19 protein-coding genes are annotated in these 18,223 nt (G+C 67.2%); 9 read left to right on the top strand and 10 right to left on the bottom strand.

Going from position 1 to position 18,223, the window contains the following annotated elements; genetic code table 11:
- Positions 1-2 precede the first annotated feature (2 nt).
- The gene (locus tag LZD57_RS15260; RefSeq protein ID WP_233720364.1) at positions 3-1,457 is read right to left on the bottom strand and encodes a glutamate synthase subunit beta; all 1,455 of its coding nucleotides are present in this window, start codon (positions 1,455-1,457) and stop codon (positions 3-5) included.
- Between the two features lie 370 nt (positions 1,458-1,827).
- Between LZD57_RS15260 and LZD57_RS15255 the strand changes: the two genes are divergently transcribed.
- The 4 genes from LZD57_RS15255 to LZD57_RS15240 all read left to right on the top strand — a co-directional run bounded on the left by LZD57_RS15255 (position 1,828) and on the right by LZD57_RS15240 (position 4,831).
- The gene (locus tag LZD57_RS15255; RefSeq protein ID WP_233720336.1) at positions 1,828-2,208 is read left to right on the top strand and encodes a helix-turn-helix domain-containing protein; all 381 of its coding nucleotides are present in this window, start codon (positions 1,828-1,830) and stop codon (positions 2,206-2,208) included.
- Positions 2,209-2,282: 74 nt separating this feature from the next.
- Positions 2,283-2,618 (top strand): DUF2794 domain-containing protein, encoded by a 336-nt coding sequence (locus tag LZD57_RS15250; RefSeq protein ID WP_233720363.1) that lies wholly within the window; start codon positions 2,283-2,285, stop codon positions 2,616-2,618.
- A gap of 128 nt (positions 2,619-2,746) precedes the next feature.
- Positions 2,747-3,907 (top strand): YihY/virulence factor BrkB family protein, encoded by a 1,161-nt coding sequence (locus LZD57_RS15245; protein ID WP_233720335.1) that lies wholly within the window; start codon positions 2,747-2,749, stop codon positions 3,905-3,907.
- 351 nt (positions 3,908-4,258) lie between these two features.
- Positions 4,259-4,831, top strand: coding sequence for a class I SAM-dependent methyltransferase (locus LZD57_RS15240; protein WP_233720334.1), 573 nt, complete (start codon positions 4,259-4,261; stop codon positions 4,829-4,831).
- Positions 4,832-4,910: 79 nt separating this feature from the next.
- Here LZD57_RS15240 and LZD57_RS15235 read toward each other — a convergent pair whose 3' ends face one another.
- A complete protein-coding gene (locus tag LZD57_RS15235) occupies positions 4,911-5,489 on the bottom strand; it encodes a GNAT family N-acetyltransferase (RefSeq protein WP_338034707.1) in 579 nt (192 codons plus the stop codon).
- Positions 5,490-5,845: 356 nt separating this feature from the next.
- Between LZD57_RS15235 and LZD57_RS15230 the strand changes: the two genes are divergently transcribed.
- From LZD57_RS15230 to LZD57_RS15210, 5 genes are all read left to right on the top strand, one after another.
- On the top strand, positions 5,846-7,639 hold the full coding sequence (locus tag LZD57_RS15230) for an ABC transporter ATP-binding protein (protein ID WP_420844823.1): 1,794 nt from the start codon (positions 5,846-5,848) through the stop codon (positions 7,637-7,639).
- A gap of 295 nt (positions 7,640-7,934) precedes the next feature.
- Positions 7,935-8,744, top strand: coding sequence for a 4-hydroxy-tetrahydrodipicolinate reductase (dapB, locus tag LZD57_RS15225; protein WP_233720332.1), 810 nt, complete (start codon positions 7,935-7,937; stop codon positions 8,742-8,744).
- A gap of 68 nt (positions 8,745-8,812) precedes the next feature.
- Positions 8,813-9,433, top strand: coding sequence for a 2,3-bisphosphoglycerate-dependent phosphoglycerate mutase (locus LZD57_RS15220; RefSeq protein WP_233720331.1), 621 nt, complete (start codon positions 8,813-8,815; stop codon positions 9,431-9,433).
- Positions 9,434-9,516: 83 nt separating this feature from the next.
- Positions 9,517-10,065, top strand: a complete 549-nt coding sequence (fae, locus tag LZD57_RS15215; protein WP_233720330.1) for a formaldehyde-activating enzyme — start codon at positions 9,517-9,519, stop codon at positions 10,063-10,065.
- 142 nt (positions 10,066-10,207) lie between these two features.
- Complete coding sequence (locus LZD57_RS15210; RefSeq protein WP_233720329.1) at positions 10,208-10,471, top strand: HNH endonuclease; 264 nt, start codon at positions 10,208-10,210, stop codon at positions 10,469-10,471.
- A gap of 94 nt (positions 10,472-10,565) precedes the next feature.
- Here LZD57_RS15210 and LZD57_RS15205 read toward each other — a convergent pair whose 3' ends face one another.
- From LZD57_RS15205 to LZD57_RS15170, 8 genes are all read right to left on the bottom strand, one after another.
- Complete coding sequence (locus LZD57_RS15205) at positions 10,566-10,715, bottom strand: hypothetical protein (RefSeq protein WP_203560823.1); 150 nt, start codon at positions 10,713-10,715, stop codon at positions 10,566-10,568.
- 330 nt (positions 10,716-11,045) lie between these two features.
- Complete coding sequence (gene minE, locus LZD57_RS15200) at positions 11,046-11,309, bottom strand: cell division topological specificity factor MinE (RefSeq protein WP_163460530.1); 264 nt, start codon at positions 11,307-11,309, stop codon at positions 11,046-11,048.
- Positions 11,306-12,121: a septum site-determining protein MinD gene (gene minD, locus LZD57_RS15195; protein ID WP_233720328.1), complete on the bottom strand. Its 816-nt coding sequence runs from the start codon at positions 12,119-12,121 to the stop codon at positions 11,306-11,308. Before minD ends, minE begins: the two co-directional genes overlap by 4 nt.
- Positions 12,122-12,155: 34 nt before the next feature.
- Positions 12,156-12,926, bottom strand: coding sequence for a septum site-determining protein MinC (gene minC, locus LZD57_RS15190; protein ID WP_233720327.1), 771 nt, complete (start codon positions 12,924-12,926; stop codon positions 12,156-12,158).
- A gap of 155 nt (positions 12,927-13,081) precedes the next feature.
- A complete protein-coding gene (locus LZD57_RS15185) occupies positions 13,082-14,923 on the bottom strand; it encodes an ABC transporter ATP-binding protein (protein WP_233720326.1) in 1,842 nt (613 codons plus the stop codon).
- 19 nt (positions 14,924-14,942) lie between these two features.
- Positions 14,943-15,929 (bottom strand): hypothetical protein, encoded by a 987-nt coding sequence (locus LZD57_RS15180; protein WP_233720325.1) that lies wholly within the window; start codon positions 15,927-15,929, stop codon positions 14,943-14,945.
- Complete coding sequence (locus LZD57_RS15175) at positions 15,926-17,302, bottom strand: M20 family metallopeptidase (protein ID WP_233720324.1); 1,377 nt, start codon at positions 17,300-17,302, stop codon at positions 15,926-15,928. The genes LZD57_RS15180 and LZD57_RS15175 overlap by 4 nt, the downstream gene beginning before the upstream one ends.
- Positions 17,299-18,219 (bottom strand): ABC transporter permease, encoded by a 921-nt coding sequence (locus LZD57_RS15170; RefSeq protein ID WP_233720323.1) that lies wholly within the window; start codon positions 18,217-18,219, stop codon positions 17,299-17,301. The genes LZD57_RS15175 and LZD57_RS15170 overlap by 4 nt, the downstream gene beginning before the upstream one ends.
- Positions 18,220-18,223: the final 4 nt, after the last annotated feature.

Raw genomic sequence — 18,223 nt, 5'->3', positions numbered from 1 at the left:
CGTCAGCGCGGCAGGGTGGTCGTCCCCATGAGGTCGAGGTCGATCGCCCTGGCCGCCTGGCGTCCCTCGCGGATCGCCCACACGACCAGCGACTGGCCGCGGCGCGCGTCGCCGGCCGCATAGACCTTGTCCATCGAGGTGAGATAGCGCTCGTCGTCGGCGACGATCGAGACGTTGCCGCGACGGTCCGCCCTGGTCTTCATGCCGTCGCCCGCATCGGCGAGAAAGCCGGACGCGAACGGACCGGCAAAGCCGATGGCGATGAAGGCGAGATCGGCCTTGATGATGAACTCCGTGCCGGGGAGCGGCCGGCGCGCTTCGTCCACCTCGGCGCATTTGACGCCCGTCAGCACCCCGTCCTCGCCGACGAATTCCAGCGTCGCCACCCGGAACTCGCGGATCGCGCCCTCGGCCTGGCTCGAGGAGGTTCGCATCTTCGTCGCCCAATAGGGCCAGACGGTCAGCTTGTCCTCGGTCTGCGGCGGCTGCGGTCGGATGTCGAGCTGCGTCACCTTGACGGCACCCTGGCGGAAGGCGGTGCCGACGCAGTCCGACGCCGTGTCGCCACCGCCGACGACGACCACGTGCTTGCCGCCCGCCCAGATCTCCTCGCACTGCCAGCCGACGCTCTGCACCGGCTCGCCGCCCACCCGCCGGTTCTGCTGGACGAGATAGGGCATCGCGTCATAGACGCCGGTCAGCCCCTCGCGGGGAATACCGCTGTCGCGCGGGGTCTCAGAGCCGCCGCAGAACAGCACCGCGTCGTATTCCGAAACGAGCGCCTCGACCGTCTTGTCGACGCCGATATTGACGCCGCAGTGGAAGGTGACGCCCTCCCCTCGCATCTGCTCGACCCGCTTGTCGATCCAGTGCTTTTCCATCTTGAAGTCGGGAATGCCGTAGCGCATCAGGCCGCCCGGCTGTGATTCCCGCTCGTAGACGTCGACGTCGTGGCCGGCGCGGCCGAGCTGCTGGGCGGCGGCGAGGCCGGCCGGGCCCGAGCCGATCACCGCCACGCGCTTGCCGGTCTTCTCGCTCGCCGGCTGCGGCCGGATCAGGCCGAGCTTGTAGGCCTTGTCGGCGATCGCCTGCTCGACGGTCTTGATGGCGACCGGCGTGTCCTCGAGGTTCAGCGTACAGGCTTCCTCGCAAGGGGCGGGACAGATCCGGCCGGTGAACTCCGGGAAATTGTTGGTGGAGTGCAGGTTGCGGATCGCCGTTTCCCAGTCGCCGGCATAGACGAGGTCGTTCCAGTCCGGGATCTGGTTGTGGATCGGGCAGCCCGTCGGACCGTGGCAATAAGGGATGCCGCAGTCCATGCAACGTGCCGCCTGCTTGCCGACCTCTTCGTCGGACATCGGCAGCGTGAACTCGCGAAAATGGCGGATCCGATCCGATGCCGGCTGATATTTGTGGGTCTGCCGGTCGATTTCGAGAAATCCGGTCACCTTGCCCATGTTCACCCCCAGCTTCGCCGCTTCGAATCCGCCGTTCATGACGCGCGTCCTGCCTGCCGCCGGCACGATCGAAATGCTGCGGTGCACGACATTCTAGCGGTGCTCTTGTCGTTAGGACAGCCCTACTGCCCCATTCACGCGTTTCCGGCAAGCCCTCGGGCGAGGCCTCGTGTCGACGCGCTGGTCCCGTTGCCGACGGCCGCCAGCAGGCCGACCGGCAATCCGCTCTTATCGCATCTTCGAGACTTTCAAAACTCGGCCGCACTTCAGCCCGGCAAAATGAGAAACCCCTGAGTCTCGATCGAGACCCGGGTGCGACGGCCAGTCGTGGGTTTGCAATCGATCGCAGACCTTCACCGTCTTCCAGCGGATGGCCGGACTCGCCCTCCTGGACATCTCGACCCGTCTCGCTCTGGCGCTCCTGCGCATTCTCGAATCGCCCGCCCACGCCGCGCCGAGGCGCCCCCTGCGTCTCTGCCTGTCGCAGACCGAACTCGCCCACATGATCGGCAGCGCCCGGGAGAACGTCGATCGCTGCCTGAAGCCTTGGGAGAAGCGGGAGATCGTCGATATCGAGGACGGGTGGCGGATCGTCACCGACGAAAAGAGCCTGCGGCTGCTCGCCGATCGGGAATGGGCTCCTTATCTGGAGAAGGACGGGTGGCAAGGGCCGGCGCCGGTGACGCAGGCCGCGCGGCAATCGCGGCTTTGCCCAGAGCGCCGTTTCATGTCACCATCTCGTCATGCTTGAAGACCCCCCGAGGGGTCCTGAGGACAGGGGCAATCTTGACGCAATCTCTCGTGAATGGCGGGACATCGGCCGATCTGGTCGCTTTTCCGACCGCCAACGCCCGCGCCGCCGTCGTCTCCTTCGACCGGCGGGAACTGTCGCAGATCCTCGCCGTCTACGGCCGCATGGTCGCCACGGGCGAATGGCGGGACTATGCGATCGACATGCTGAAGGATCGCGCCGTGTTCTCGATCTTCCGCCGCACCAGCGAGATGCCGCTCTACCGGATCGTCAAGGATCCCAAGCTCGCCCGCCGCCAGGGTGCCTATCAGGTCGTCGCCGCCGGCGGCGTCGTCCTGAAGCGCGGGCATGAGCTTGCCGCCGTGCTCAAGGTCTTCGACCGCAATCTGCGCGTCGCGGAAAACGGCTGACGTTCCCTTCGGACGGTCATCGGGCGCGCGTTTCGTTGCCCGCCTAATCAAATGGTCGCAGGCTGCGCATCTTCGGTCTGCGCGTTGGTGCGATAGATTCCCGCACGGACATCGAACGGAGCGGGACCATGCCGATCACGACAGTCAACAGCTCCGGTCAAACGCGGGCCGGCGAACTCGGGCTGAGGGCCCAAAGCCCGACCGAGATCCCGGCGGCCGGCTGGAAGCACGTCTTTTTGCGGGTCTATGCGGAGATCGGCAATGACCGTGTGCTCCTCGTCGCCGCCGGCGTGACCTATTACCTCTTGCTGGCCATGGTTCCGGCGATGGCGGCGATCGTCTCCGTCTACGGCCTCTTCGCCGATCCGACGACCGTGCAGAGCAACGTCAACCAGCTTTCGAGCCTCCTGCCGGGGGGTGCCGTCGAGATCATCGACGAGCAGCTTCAGCGGCTGGTCGGCGCCGCCGACGGGACGCTCGGCCTCTCGCTCGTCGTCTCGCTGGCGATCTCGCTGTGGAGCACCAATGCGGGCGTCAAGGCACTGTTCGAGGCGATGAACGTCGCCTACGACGAAACCGAAACGCGCTCCTTCGTCCAGCTGACGCTGGCCTCCTTTGCCTTCACGCTCTGCCTCGTCGCGGCGGCGCTGATGCTGGTCGCCATGACGGTGATCCTGCCGGTCGTTCTCGACATCGTCGGGCTCGGAAGCGGGACGGAATGGGCGATCTCGGCCGGCTTCATCCTCGCGACCTTCGTCTTCGTCTCGCTCGGCATCTCGGCGCTCTACCGCTGGGGACCTTGCAGGGCGCACGCCCAGTGGCGCTGGATCACCCCCGGCTCGACGCTCGCCGTCGTCGTCATCGCGATCGTCTCGCTGGCGTTTTCCTATTACACCGCGAATTTCGGCTCCTACGACGCGACCTATGGCTCGCTCGGCGCGCTGATCGGCATGATGACCTGGATCTGGCTGACGATGATCATCCTGATCGTCGGCGGCGAACTGAACTCCGAGATGGAGCATCAGACGGCGCGCGACACGACGACGGGGCCAGAACGGCCGATGGGCGAGCGCGGCGCGAGAATGGCCGACAGCGTCGCCGACGCCACGGTTGCGGGCGGCCGGCTCTACGTGGAGAAGGATCCGTCGCTGAAGCGGGAAATCGACGCGCTTTACGCAGGTGCCGGGGAGCGCAAACGCAATCGCGAGCGACGCCGGGAATGGATCGCCGCGGCGGTGCCGGCCGCCCTGGCTTTCGTCGCCCTGGTCGGGGCGTCGCGCTCGTGGTGAGCCGGGTAAGAAGCGAGCGCGACATGGTCCACGTAAGGGCGATGGCGCCGACCATCGCGTTGAAACTCTGAGTCTCTCGGCGAGGCGAGCGTCGAAATAGCGGCAGGATATAGCATCAGGCGCCGGACTTCCACGCAGCGGCTGATGCCACGGAATCCGCACCACCAACTGCCAACTTGCAAAATAGGATCAAAAAGATCCCCGAGAGGTCGTCAGACCCATGTTCGGCGTCCTCGCGATGCCTTGTCGTAGCGGCGATTGAATGGTTGACGTCACATGATCCATGAGATTGTATCCGCCCACGGCTGAAGCCGCCCCACAACATCCTACCGTCAAACTGAGGAATCTCGAATGCTGGCACCGATCAATGCGCGACAGCTGGTCATGAGTCACTTAAAGCGATTCGGTATCGGCATCGAGGTTGGCGTCCACAAGGGTGACTATTCCGCATTGCTGCTGAACGCACTTCGGCCTCAAAAACTCTATCTGGTTGACCCTTGGGAGCATTTTGACGGTCCGGAATATCGCGCTGCAGTTTATGGCGGAGCCGTCAGCAGCCCGGAGATCATGCAGGAGCGTTACGAAGGCGTACGCGACCGTTTCGCCTCGGAAATCAAGGCCGGCACCGTCGAGATCGTGCGGCAACGATCCGGCAAGGCCGCAGAGCGGTTCGAGGACGAGTCGGTCGACTTCGTCTATGTCGACGGTGATCACACGAAGGAAGGCGTTACCATCGACGTCGAAGCCTACTGGCCCAAGCTCAAGGAAGGCGGTGTGATGGCGTTCGACGACTACAGCTTGGGAGGCTGGTGGAAGGATGGCGTCGTGACCGCCGTCCACGCGATGTTGGCAAGCAGGCCCTGCATCATCATTCTTGCCATGGACGGGCAGGTCGTCGTTCGAAAAATTGCGAAAGCCAATTGAGAAAGCGGAGGCAATCTCCGTTGAAACGTCAAAAACGAGGCGCGCCTCGTCTTTGACGTTTTCGGGCGACCGTTCTCCATCAGAACAGGACGGCTGGCGCGCCGAAGTCGCCCGGATAGGCGGCCTTGTCGGGGATGCTGTCGGCGCCCTCGCCGAGCGGGCGCTGCATCAGGACGGTGTCGATCCAGCGGCCGAATTTCAGCCCGGTCGCCGGCATGGTGCCGATCATCGCGAATCCCGCCTTCCGGTGCAGCCCGATCGAGCCGTGATTGGCGCTGTCGCCGATCACCGCCAGCATCTGGCGGAAGCCGAGCCGCTCGCATTCCTCGACGAGTCGCGTCAGAAGCGCCGTGCCGACGCCTCTGCCCCGCGCCGCCGGATCGAGATAGATCGAATCCTCGACCAGCCAGTTGTAGGCCGGGCGTGCGCGGTAGCCGCCGGCATAGGCATAGCCGAGCACCCTGCCGTGCTCGTCCTCGGCGACGAGATAGGGATAGCGCTTGCCCCGCATCTCCTCGAAGCGCCGGGTCATTTCCGCTTCGCCCGGCGGGATCAGCTCGTAGGTCGCGGTACCGGTCAGGACCTCCCGCTCGTAGATCGCCGTGATCGCCGCCATATCGTCCGAATTGGCGGGACGCAGAACATAAGCGCCTGACACGGCAGATCCTTTCCTTCCAATCGGCAAAGGCCGGCTTCGTGGCCGGCAGCGGGTCGTTTCTGCGACGACTGAGATCCCGTTACCGACCACCCCGGCGGCGATCCAGCGTCCGGTCGCATATCCGCCGACCTTGGCACGAAACGACGTCGAATTCACACCGGCCAGTGCAATCCTGCAACGTTCCGCCAGTGTTCTCGCGATGCCGACGGTGCATTTCCGCGCTTCGCCCATTGCGGGGCCGGCACGCTTGTGCCTAAGCCGTCATTTCGATCGCGCGTGCGAAGGCACAACGAACCCGCCACCGGCGACCGGACGACAGATTGACCAAGACGGCGACCAAAAAGAAGACGTTCTCCATCACTGCGCCGGAAAAGCGCGGGCTCGTGCTCGGACTGATCGGGCGCATCGTGCGCGAGAACGGCCACCTCTTCGTGCGCCAATACGCGCTCGCCATCGGCTGCCTGGTCGCCGCGGCGGGCTGCACGGCGTTTCTCGCCTGGATCATGCGGGACGTGATCGACAAGATCTTCGTGCAGCAGAACCGCGCCGCGATCTACAGCCTGCCGGCCATCGTCTTCGTGACCTTCGCCATCCGGGGCCTTGCCAATTACGGCCAGGCGGTGGTTCTGGCTCGCATCGGCAACAACATCGTCGCGCGCTATCAGCGGCGGCTGTTCTCCCACATCACCGAGCTGTCGGTGGACTTCTTCGCGGAGAACCGCTCGGCCCATCTCGCCGCCAGGATCAACCAGAACGTCTCCGGCATCCGCGACACGCTGAACCTCACCGTCACCTCGCTCGCCCGAGACGCCCTCACCCTGGTCTTCCTGGTCTTCGTGATGATCTACCAGGATCCGGTTTTGTCCGGCATCGCGCTGCTCGCCGGACCGCCGATCGTCCTGATGATCGGCAAGCTCGCCAAGAAGCTGCGGGCAGCCACCCGGCAGGCGATCGACATCAACGCCCGGGTGCTGGCCTCCATGCAGGAGGCGGCGCAGGGCATCACGGTGGTCAAGGCCTTCACCATGGAGGTGCCGCTGCGCGAGCGCATCGAGCGCCTGATCCTGAAGGCCGAGGAGCGCTCCAACAAGATCGCCGGCATCACCGAGCGGACCAGCCCGGTCACGGAGATGCTCGCCGGCCTCGCGATCGCCGGCGTCATCGGCTATTCGGGCTACCGGGCGGTGGTCTACGGCTATTCGCCGGGTTCGATGTTCGCCTTCATCACCGCGCTCCTCCTCGCCTACGATCCGGCGCGGCGGCTCGCCAAGCTGCAGGTGCAGCTCGAACGCGCTCTCGTCAACGCGTCGATGATCTACGAGATTCTCGACATGGAGCCGCGACAGGCCGACGCCCCTAACGCCAGGGAACTCGAGGCGGAACACGGCGAGATCGTCTTCAGGAACGTCTCCTTCGGCTATTATCCCGGCGAGTCCGTGCTGCGCGATCTTTCCTTCGTGGCGCCGGCCGGCAGGACGACGGCGCTGATCGGCGCCTCGGGCGGCGGCAAGTCGACCATCATCGCCCTCCTCCAGCGTTTCTACGACGTTCAGGAGGGCGCGATCACCATCGACGGCGAGGACATCAGAGGCGTCACCAAGCGCTCGCTGCGCTCGAGGATCGCCTATGTGCCGCAGGCGCCGTATCTCTTCGAGGGGACGATCCGCGAGAACATCCGGCTCGGCCGGCCGGACGCCACCGATGCCGAGATCGAGGACGCCGCCCGCCAGGCCCAGGCCGAGGAGTTCATCCTCGCCGCGCCGCAGGGCTACGACACCCCGGTCGGCGAGAACGGCATGACGCTGTCCGGCGGCCAGCGACAGCGCCTGTCGATCGCCCGGGCCCTCGTGCGCAACGCCCCGATCCTGCTCCTCGACGAGGCGACCTCGGCGCTCGACACCCGCTCGGAGACGCTCGTCCAGGCGGCCCTCGACGCGGCGATGAAGGACCGCACCGTCATCGTCGTCGCGCATCGGCTGTCGACCATCACCAATGCCGACCAGATTCTCGTCGTCGACGGCGGCCAGATCGTCGAGCGCGGCACGCATGGCGATCTCGTCGACCGCGTGGATGGCCATTACGCGCGGTTCTACGGCCTGCAGTCGGGCGGCAATCGCCGGCCGGCCGACCTGGCCGCGGCAAGGGGCTAGGACCCGATCATCTCGCTCGTATCGGCGAGATCGCCCCTTTGACGGCGTTTGCGAATGGAGTATTCAGGGCGGATATTCGAGCGTCGGAAACCCGACAGGTCGTCATCCTCGGGCTTGTCCCGAGGATCTACTGCCGCCGGAAACCCCGAGCGTCGCTCATCGGCAAGTCTGCAAGGATTCTGTGGCCGACATTGCAGGAGATCCTCGGGACAAGCCCGAGGATGACGGCGGTTCTGGGTCTCGCCCTGTCCGATCGAGGCCGCCGGACTTCGCCGCCTGAAAAGGAACCCACCTCATGAAGCTCGTCGTCCTGGGAGCCGCCGGCCGGATGGGCCGCACGCTGGTCAAGGTCGTCTCAGAGACCGAAGGTGCCGCGTTGCACGCCGCGCTGGAGCGGAGCGGCTCGCCCGCGCTCGGCAGCGATGCCGGCATGCTCGCCGGGATCGGCGAGGCCGGAGTGACGATCACCGACGACGTCGACGCCGCGCTCGACGGTGCGGACGGCATCGTCGACTTCACCGTGCCGGCGGTCTCCGCCGACATCGCGAAGCGGGCAGCCGAAAGGAGCCTCGTCCACGTCATCGGCACCACCGGCTTCGAGGCCGAGGCGAACGACGCGATCCTCGCTGCGGCAGACGCCGGCGCCACCATCGTCAAGTCCGGCAACATGAGTCTCGGCGTCAATCTCCTCGCCGTCCTCGTCGAACAGGCGGCGCGCGCCCTCGGGCCCGAGGCCTTCGACATCGAGGTCCTGGAGATGCACCACAGGCACAAGGTCGACGCGCCGTCGGGCACCGCCCTCCTCCTCGGCGAGGCGGCGGCGACGGGCCGGGGCATCGCGCTGGCGGATCGTTCGGTCCGGGTCCGCGACGGCATCACCGGGCCGCGCGAACAAGGCACCATCGGCTTTGCGACGCTGCGCGGCGGCTCGGTGGTGGGCGAGCATTCGGTGATTCTCGCCGGCGAAGGCGAGCGCATCGAACTCTCCCACGCGGCCGGCGACCGGACGATCTTCGCCAGGGGGGCGATCAAGGCGGCGCTCTGGGCGAAGGAAAAGCCCGCCGGCCTTTATTCCATGCGCGACGTTCTCGGCCTTGCCGGCTGACGGCGCGGGACTTTCCGGTTCGCCCGCGCTACAAACTCATCCGACGATTCCATCGAAAGGCAGCCGCGATGTCCCGCATTCTCGTCCTCGTCCGCCACGGCCAGAGCGAGTGGAACCTGAAGAACCTCTTCACCGGCTGGAAGGACCCGGACCTCACCGAGAAGGGCGTCGAGGAGGCGAAATCCGCCGGCCACAAGCTGAAGGACGAAGGGTTCGTCTTCGACACCGCCTTCACCAGCGAACTCTCCCGCGCCCAGCGCACTCTCGACCTGATGCTGGAAGAACTCGGCCAGACGGGGCTTGCCATCACCCGCGACGTCGCCCTCAACGAGCGCGACTACGGCGATCTCTCCGGTCTCAACAAGGACGATGCCCGCGAGAAGTGGGGCGAGGAGCAGGTGCACGTCTGGCGCCGCTCCTACGATACCCCGCCTCCGGGCGGCGAGAGCCTGAAGGACACCGGCGCGCGGGTCTGGCCCTATTTCATCCACGACGTCCTGCCGAAGGTGATGGCCGGCGGCACCGTGGTCGTCGCCGCCCACGGCAACTCGCTGCGCGCCCTCGTCATGGCGCTGGACGGGTTGACGCCGGACGAGATCGTCGGCGAGGAGATCGCGACGGGCGTGCCGATCGTCTACCGCCTGAACGCCGATACGACGGTGGCGGAAAAGCGCGTCCTGAAAGACTGACGGCGGCGTGGCCGCGCTCGACGTTTGAGAGCGCGGTCCCGGTCTGATACCCCCGGGCGCGGTGGGACAAGGAGTGATTTGTCATGAGCGAAAAGATCATCATGCGCACCGGTGAGGCGCTCGTCGCGGGCGGCCCTCCGGGGACTGCGGCCGAGCCCGAGGTCGTCATCGGCGCGCTGGACGGCCCGGTCGGTACGGCGCTGGCGACGCTGACCGGCGATCAGGTGAAGGGCCACAGCCGGGTCTTCGCGCTGCTCAACACCGACATCATGGTGCGCCCGGCGACGCTTTGCGTCTCCAAGGTCACGGTGGACGATCCGAAATACACCAACATCCTGATGGGCACGGTGCAGTTCGCCATCGCCAACGGCGTTCTCGACGCGGTGCGCGAGGGGCTTCTGCCGAAGGATCAGGTCAACGATCTCGGGATCATCTGCTCGGTCTGGCTGGCGCCGACGATCGTCGACGTGAAGGACCTCGACCACAAGGTGCTCTTCGACATCCACCGCGAGGGGATGAAGAAGGCGATCGCCAAGGCGATGCGGAACGAGCCGTCGATCGACTGGCTGCTCGAAAACCAGGACCAGATCGTCCACAAATACTACCAGATGGGCCTCGACGGGAAGATCTGAGACTTCGGCCACGGCCGGGACGAGGACACGCGGGTGACGCGGGCTTCGTCCCTTCCCATCTTCGCCGACGATGGCAAGACGACGAGCTGCGAGCGAGGCCTTTCGAGCCCGCCATACCGACCAGCCTGGCGCCCCTCACCCGGTGACCTGCTGGCTCTGCGCGCGGCCGCTCGGGCGCCGGGTCGAATGGCACCACCCGCTGCCCAAGAGCCGCGGCGGGCGGGTGACCGAACCGGTCCATCCGATCTGCCACCGCACGCTGCACGCCACCTTCACCAATCACGAACTCGCCCGGATGGCTGCGGCCGGCGAGCCGATCGCCGAACGCCCGGAACTGCAGCCGTTCCTGCGCTGGATCGCCGGCAAGCCGCCGGACTTCCACGCGCCGACGAAGCGGCGGCGGTGAAAAAGCCGAAGAGGCGCCCGCCACGGGATGTGACGGACGCCTCGAAAGTCACTTACGCCGGCCTTTCGGGCGCGGTTTTCATCCCCCCCGCGCCTCAGCGCTGGGCGGCTTCCTCGCAGGCCTGGACGTGCTTCTCCAGCGCCTCGTTGGGCAGGAAGCCGGCGATCGAGCGGATGTCGCGCTTTTCGAACTTCGGCATCTTCTGCAGTTCCTGCAGTCGAGTGATCAGCTGTGCTCGGCTCATCATTCTCTCCTTTCGACTTGCCGCTCCCCGGCCTCATGCCGGAAGGCGGCGCTTCAGAGCACGATCCCGAAAAGTTGCAGACTTTTCGGACCAGATCGTGCGCAAAACCAATGCACGATCCCGAAAAGTTGCAGACCTTTCGGGCCAGATCGTGCGCAAAACCAATGCACGATCCCGAAAAGTTGCAGACCTTTCGGACCGGATCGCGCGAAAGAACCATGCACGGCCCCGGAAAGTCTCGGACTTGCCGATGGGCCATGCATCATTTGAATGTCCCGGAGCGCGATCGGCTCCCGAGAAATCCGATCGCTCCGGTGGAACTTCGGGGCGTCAGGCCGCCCGGACGCTGGCCGTCACCGGGATCTCGATGTCGACCTCGAGGGTCGAGACGTTTTCGCCCCGCTGCATCGTCACGTTCACCTTGTCCTGGTCGAGCTGGACGTGGCGGGCGATGACGGCGAGGATCTCCTCGCGCAACAGGCCGACGAGATCGGAATGGCCGACCTGGGCGCGTTCGTGGGCGAGGAGCACCTGCAGCCGCTCGCGCGCCATCGGCGCGGAGCTCCGCCTGTTCAGAAAGCTGAAGAGGCTCATGCGGCCCTCCGACCGAAAAGCTTGTTCATGAAGCCGCGGCGCTCGCCCGGGATGGTCATCGGCACCTGCTCGCCGGCGAGCCGGCGGGCGGCGTCGCGATAGGCGAGCGCGGGTGCGCAGGCGGCGTCGGCGAGCGTGACCGGCGAGCCGAGGTTGGAAGCGCGCAGGACGTCCATCGATTCGGGGATGATGCCGAGCAGCGGGATCGACAGGATCTCCAGGACGTCGTCGACCTTCAACATGTCGCCGCGCTCGGCCCGCGTCGGGTCGTAGCGGGTGAGAAGCAGATGCTTTTCCATCCGCTCGCCGTTCTCGGCCTTCTTGGTCTTGGCGTCGAGGAGACCGATGATGCGGTCGGAATCGCGCACCGAGGAGACTTCCGGATTGGTCACCACGACGGCGGTGTCGGCATGGCGCATGGCCAGCGTCGCGCCGCGCTCGATGCCGGCGGGCGAATCGCAGATGATCCAGTCGAAGGTCTTGCGCAGTTCGTCGATGACCTTCTCGACGCCCTCAGCCGTCAGGTTGTCCTTGTCGCGGGTCTGGGACGCCGGCAGAAGATGCAGGGTCTCCAGGCGCTTGTCGCGGATCAGGGCCTGGCTGAGCTTGGCGTCGCCCTGGACGACGTTGATCAGATCGTAGACCACCCGGCGCTCGGCCCCCATCACGAGGTCGAGATTGCGCAGACCGACGTCGAAGTCGACGACGACGGTCTTCTCGCCCCGCTGGGCGAGGGCAGCCCCGAGGGCGGCCGTCGACGTCGTCTTGCCGACGCCACCCTTGCCCGATGTCACCACGATCACTTTCGCCATTTCAGTCTCCTGCTATTGCCCGGCCGTCATGGCCTCAGGCCAGCCTTTCGGCCTTGATGGTGTCGCCTTCGAGCCAGACCACGACGGGCTGGCCGCGATGTTTGGGGTCCATGTCGTCGGGCATCTTGTAGAGCCCGTCGATCGCCAGAAGCTCGGCCTCGAGCTTGCGGCAGAAGATCCGCGCGGAGGCATTGCCCACGGAGCCCGCCAGCGCCCGGCCGCGCAGCGTGCCGTAGATGTGGATCGAACCGCCGGCGACGACTTCGGCGCCCGAGGCGACGGAGCCGAGAATGGTGACGTCGCCCTCAGGGAAGATGATCGACTGGCCGGAGCGCACCGGCTCGGTGATCACGATGGAGGAGGCCGCGCGCTGCGCATGGACCTCGATGGCGGGCTCGGCCTTCTTCGCCGGCTCCGGGGCCTTGCCATGGCTTGCCGCAGGGGCCGGCGCAGGATCGGGTTCGGGCTCGATGTCGCCGGCCGGCCGGCCGCCCTTCATCAGCGGCGGCATGTTGGGGGCAAGGACCGAGCCTCGCACGCCTTCGATCCCCATCACGCGGACGCCGCGTTCGCCGAGTTCGCCGAGCAGGTCCTTGAGGTCGGCCTGGGTGACGTCGACGCCTTCGAGGTCGAGGACGATCGGACGGCCGAGAAAGAAGCCGGTCGAACGGGCGGCGAGATCGTCGAGCCGCTCCAGCCAGTTGGAGAACGGCAACTCGGGCGACAGCACCAGCGCGAGGAAAGACCGTCCCTTGAGGCGGATCGGGCGGGTGTCGGTCAGCGTCTTGGCAAGCGTCTTCGTCATGGTCCACGGTATCTGTTGGCGAAAGGAGCCGGTTAACGATGGTTAACCATTGGAGTTTGCGCCGGGCTGACTCTGACGCCGTCGGGCGGTGGCCGGCACGGCCGCCCTGCCGGGAGCTTCGCCCGATCGGCACGAGACGGACGCCAGGCCGTCGCTCAGGCGGCTCCGGGGCGGTCGTGCCATTCCTTGCCGAACACCTGCACCTCATGGCCGGGCGAGACCGTTCGCCACTGCCGCAGCGGCGGAACATGATCGACCGGGCGGATCGGGTTCTTCACCTCGGTCTCGTCGATCACCCGGCGCAGGCCCTTTCGGGCGGGGTCGGGGATCGGCACGGCGGCGAGCAGGCGCCGGGTGCAGGGATGCTGCGGGTTCTCGAAGATCGCCGCGCGCGGCCCGATCTCGACGATCTCGCCGAGATACATGACGGCGACCCGGTGAGCGATGCGCTCGACCACGGCCATGTCGTGGGAGATGAACAGAAAGGCGAGGCCGAAATCCTGCTGCAGGTCGAGCATCAGGTTGATGACCTGCGCCTTGATCGAGACGTCGAGGGCAGAGACCGCCTCGTCGGCGACGATCAGCTTCGGCGCCAGGGCGAGCGCGCGGGCGATGCAGATCCGCTGGCGCTGGCCGCCGGAGAATTCGTGCGGATAACGCGCGGCCATGGCGGGATCGAGTCCGACGCGCGGCAGGAGTTCCGCGACCTTTTTCCGGGCGTCCTCCCGGCTCGCGAGGCCGTGGACGAGCATCGGCTCGGCGATCGCCGCGCCGATGCGCATGCGCGGATCGAGGCTGGCGAACGGATCCTGGAAGATCATCTGAACCCGCTCGCGCAGGAAGCGCAGTTCGGCGCGCTTCAGCGCCAGGACGTCGCGGCCTTCGAGCTCGACCTTGCCGGACGCCGCCTCGGTCAGCCGCATGATCGCCCGGCCCGTCGTCGACTTGCCGCAGCCGGATTCGCCGACGAGCGCCAAGGTTTCGCCGGCGAAGAGATCGAAGGAGACGTTTTCCGCCGCATGAACCCGGCCGGTGACGCGGCCGAAGAAACCGGACGCCATGTCGAATCGGGCCGAAAGATCGCGGACCCGAAGGAGCGGCGTTTCCGCCGCCGGCGGCGATGCGACGGGCTCCCCGGTGCCGTCTGTCTTCCCGGTTCGCGGGTCGACCAGCGGAAAGCGCGCCGGCAGGCGCGTGCCGCGCATCGATCCGAGCCGCGGCACCGCTGCGAGCAGCGCTCGCGTATAGGGCTCGCGCGGCGCGCGGAACAGCGCCGCGGTTTCGCCGGCCTCGACCACCCGGCCGTTCGCCATCACCGCCGTGCGATCGGCGATCTCGGCGACGACGCCCATGTCGTGGGTGATGAACAGGACGGCGAGATCCTCCTCTTCGCGCAGCGCCTCGATCAAAGCGAGGATCTGCGCCTGGATGGTCACGTCGAGCGCCGTCGTCGGCTCGTCGGCGATCAGGAGCTTCGGCCGGCAGGCGAGCGCGATGGCGATCATCACGCGCTGGCGCATGCCGCCCGAAAGCTGATGGGGATATTCACGGAAACGCCGCGCCGCCGCCGCGATTCGCGCCTTGTCGAGCAGTCGCAGGGTCTCGGCCCTCGCCTCGCGGAACGACATCGCCCGATGCTGGACGAGCACTTCGGAAATCTGGTCGCCGACGGTCAGCGCCGGGTTGAGGCTGGACATCGGCTCCTGGAAGATCATCGCGATCTCGTTGCCGCGCACCCCCCGCATTGCCGCCTCCGACATCGCCAGGAGATCGCGGCCGGCGAGAGAGACGCGGCCGGTGATGCGCGCGGTCTCCCGCGGCAGAAGCCGCATCATCGCCAGTGCCGTGACGCTCTTGCCCGAACCGGATTCGCCGACCAGCGCCAGGGTCTCGCGCGGCGCGATGTCGAAGGACACGCCGTGGACGACCCTTTGCGAGGTGCCCTGCCCGAAGAACGACACCTCGAGGTTCTCGACGCGGATGATCGGTTCGCTCATCTTTCCGCTCCGGCCGGGATCAGACGAACGGCAGGAGGGCGCCGATCCCCTCCGCCTCTGCGCGCCGCAGCACGCGGGCAGCGAGTGCGATGTCGAACAGGTTGAGCCCGAAGCTCGACCCGTAGACCGACGCCCCGGCTGGAGGACGCCAGCCGTCGACGACGACGGCGGCGAGGTCGGCGGCGACCCGGCCGGGCTCGAACCGACCGGCCCTGTACATCTTGAAAAGGCTCTTGGCGCTCCGATCGGCGAAGTCGCCCCAAAGGTCGACGACGACGTGGTCGAAGGCATCGATCGCGTCGAAGAACACCTCGTGATAGCCGATCTGGACGACCAGCCGGCCGGCGCGGACGACGTCCGGCCCGAGGAGCGGTTCGGGCGACGTCGTGCAGCAGAGGACGACGTCGGCCGGCTCCACCGCCGCCCGGATCGTCTCGGCGGGACGGAGCGCCGGGTCTTCGCCTTCGAAGACCTCGGCAAGCAGTGCGTCGCGCCGCCCGGCCGTGCGGTTCCAAAGGCGGATTTCCGCGACCTCCGGAAACAGCGCCCGGACCATCTCCACATGCGCCCGCGCCTGCGCTCCGGCTCCGAGCACCGCGACGGATCGGATCGATCCTTTCGGCAGCATCTCCATGGCGACCGCCGTGACGGCGGCCGTGCGCATGCGCGTCAGCAGCGCGCTCTCGACGAGGCCGAGCGGCCGGCCGTCGCTCAGCCGGTTGACGAAGGTGGCGCTGGTGATGCTCGGCCGGTCGCCGAGGGGTGCTGCCCGGTGCATCGCCCATTTGAGCCCGGCGGCATCGATGGCGCCGCCGAGCGAGGCCGGCAGGCCGTAGGCGTTTTCGCGGGCGTCGCAGCTGACGGGGAGGACGCTTTCGGCGACCATCGACGCTTCGCCCGCCCGCAACAACCGCGTCGCCGCCCGCACGTCCTCGACCGCCAGGCGAAAATCCGCACCGCCGGCGGCGATCACGTCGGCGCGGGACAGATAGCGGATCGCGATCATCCGGCCCCGCCTTCCGCCCGGCCCATGGCGCAGAGCCAGAGTTCGACGGATTTCAGGAAGCGGGGATAGCCCTCGAGGGTGAGGAATTCGTCGACGCCATGGGCGTTGCCGCCCCGCCCTGCCCCGCCGATCAGGAACGAGCCGGCATGCGGCGCGAAGGCATGGGCCGGCGCGGCGCCGATCGCCCAGGGCCAGATCTGCGGCGCCGCGGCAGTCTGCGCATAGGCCTCGATCAGCGCCGCGACACCGGCCGAATGGGGGGCGAAGCGATGGCCCGGATAGACGTCGGCGACGGCGAGGACGACGCCGTCGAGCCGGGCTTCGGCCAGTCTGGCGCGGTACGCCTCCAGAAACGTCGCGGGATCGAGCCCCGGCGGGCAGCGCAGGTCGAAGCCCGCTTCGGCGGATCGCGGGATCACCGCATCGCCGGCGGCCGGGTCGGTGGCGAGGGAGGAGATGGTCGCCGACGCCGTGGTCAGCACGTGAGCCAGCAGCGCCTCGGCATCGCCGCCCTGGGCATAGCGTGTCGTCTTGCGGAACCGCAGCTCGGCCTCGGGGTCGAAGGTCGTGGCGAGTTCGGCGACGAGCGCCCTCGCTTCGTCGTCCAGTTCGACGGCCCCGAGCCGACCGGTCGGCGGCTCCCCGAACAGCGCCAGCGCTTCGACGAGACGGCTCGCCGGATTGGCGATCCACGGGGCGTTGCTCGAATGGATCGGCGCCGACGGCCCGCCCCAGTCTCCGCCCTCGACGCGGATTCGGCCCTTGGCGATCCCGGAAAAGCCGAGATAAAGCCGCGGCGGCCCGCCGCCATATTCGCAGAAGGAGGGAAACAGCCCGCCGAGCGCCGGCCGGACGGGGCAATCGGGATCGCCCAGATAGCCGCGCAGCGCCCCGCTGCCGCTCTCCTCCTCGCCTTCGAGCAGGATCTCGACATTGACCGGCAGAACGCCCCGGTCGGCGAGATCCTTGATCACCGCCAGCATGCCGGCGAGCGGCCCCTTGTTGTTCTCCGCACCCCGCGCGACGAAGCTCGGCCCGATGCCGTCGAGATCGACGATGCCGCCTTCGAAGGGTGGGACCTGCCAGGCCGCGGCGTCGGCCGGCATCACGTCGTACATGTTGTAGAGGATCACGGTGTTCGCCGCGCCGGCGTCGAGCCGCGCATGGATCAGCGGCGGCCGGCCGCCGCGCGATGCGGCCGAGACGATCTCGGCGCCGAGGTCCGTGCAGAGCCAGTCCGTCAGGGCGTCGGCGTGCCGCTTCAGCCCGGCCGGATTCCCGCTGACCGAGGGGATGGCGCACCACGCCCGGGTCAGTTCCAGGGCGCGATCCGTCAGCACCCGCTCGGCCATGGCGTGCGAGACGGGCTTCAAAGACGGATCCTCGGATTGAGGAAGACATAGGCGACGTCGACGAGGAAGTTCGTCACGACGAAGGTGAAGGCCGCGAAGAGGACGACTGCCTGCACCACCGGAAAATCCTTCGTCTGGATCGAGTCCACCGCCAGCCGACCGATCCCGGGCCAGGCGAAGATGATCTCGGTGATCAGCGCACCGCCGAGCAGCGAGGCGAAATACATGCCCTGGACGGTCAGGACCGGGATCAGCGCATTGCGGAGCGCATGGTGGACGACGATCCGAAAGTTGGAAATGCCCTTGGCTCTCGCCGTGCGGATGTAGTTCTCGCCCAGCACCTCGATGAGGCTCGCCCGGACGAGCCGGGTGATCGCACTGAAATAATAGGCGCCGAGAGCGAGCGAGGGCAGGATCAGCTGCTGCGCCGTGCCGATGCCGCCGCTCGGCAGCCAGCGCAGGTTCAACGAAAACACGATGATGAGAAGCAGCGCCAGCCAGAACACCGGGATCGCCTGACCGAGCAGCGAGATCACGCGGATGACGAAGTCGACGGCGCCGTTCTGCCGGACCGCGGCGACGGTGCCGAGGACGAAGCCGAGCAGGGAACTCCAGAGCAGCGCGGTGATCGCGAGGAGCGCCGTCGCCGGCAACCGCTCGAACAGGAGGTCGACCGCCGGCCGCTGGAAGCGCAGCGACCGGCCGAAGTCGCCGGAAAGAACCCCGCCGGCGAAACGCAGATACTGGACGAGGATCGGATCGTCGTAGCCCATGGCGTGGCGGAATGCCTCGATCTCGGCACGGCTCGCCTCCGGCGGCATCATCACCGCCGCCGGGTCGCCCGTCAGGAACAGCGCGAAGAAGACGATCAGCGAGACCCCGATCATGACGATCAGCCCCTGCAGCGCGCGGCCGGCGATGAAGGACAGAGCTTTCAAGGAA

This window comes from Jiella avicenniae (genome assembly GCF_021390325.1).
In the GTDB taxonomy this organism is placed as follows: Bacteria; Pseudomonadota; Alphaproteobacteria; order Rhizobiales; family Rhizobiaceae; genus Jiella; species Jiella avicenniae.
Note: the sequence above shows the minus strand (reverse complement) of the source record. Positions and strands in the feature narration are given on the sequence as shown.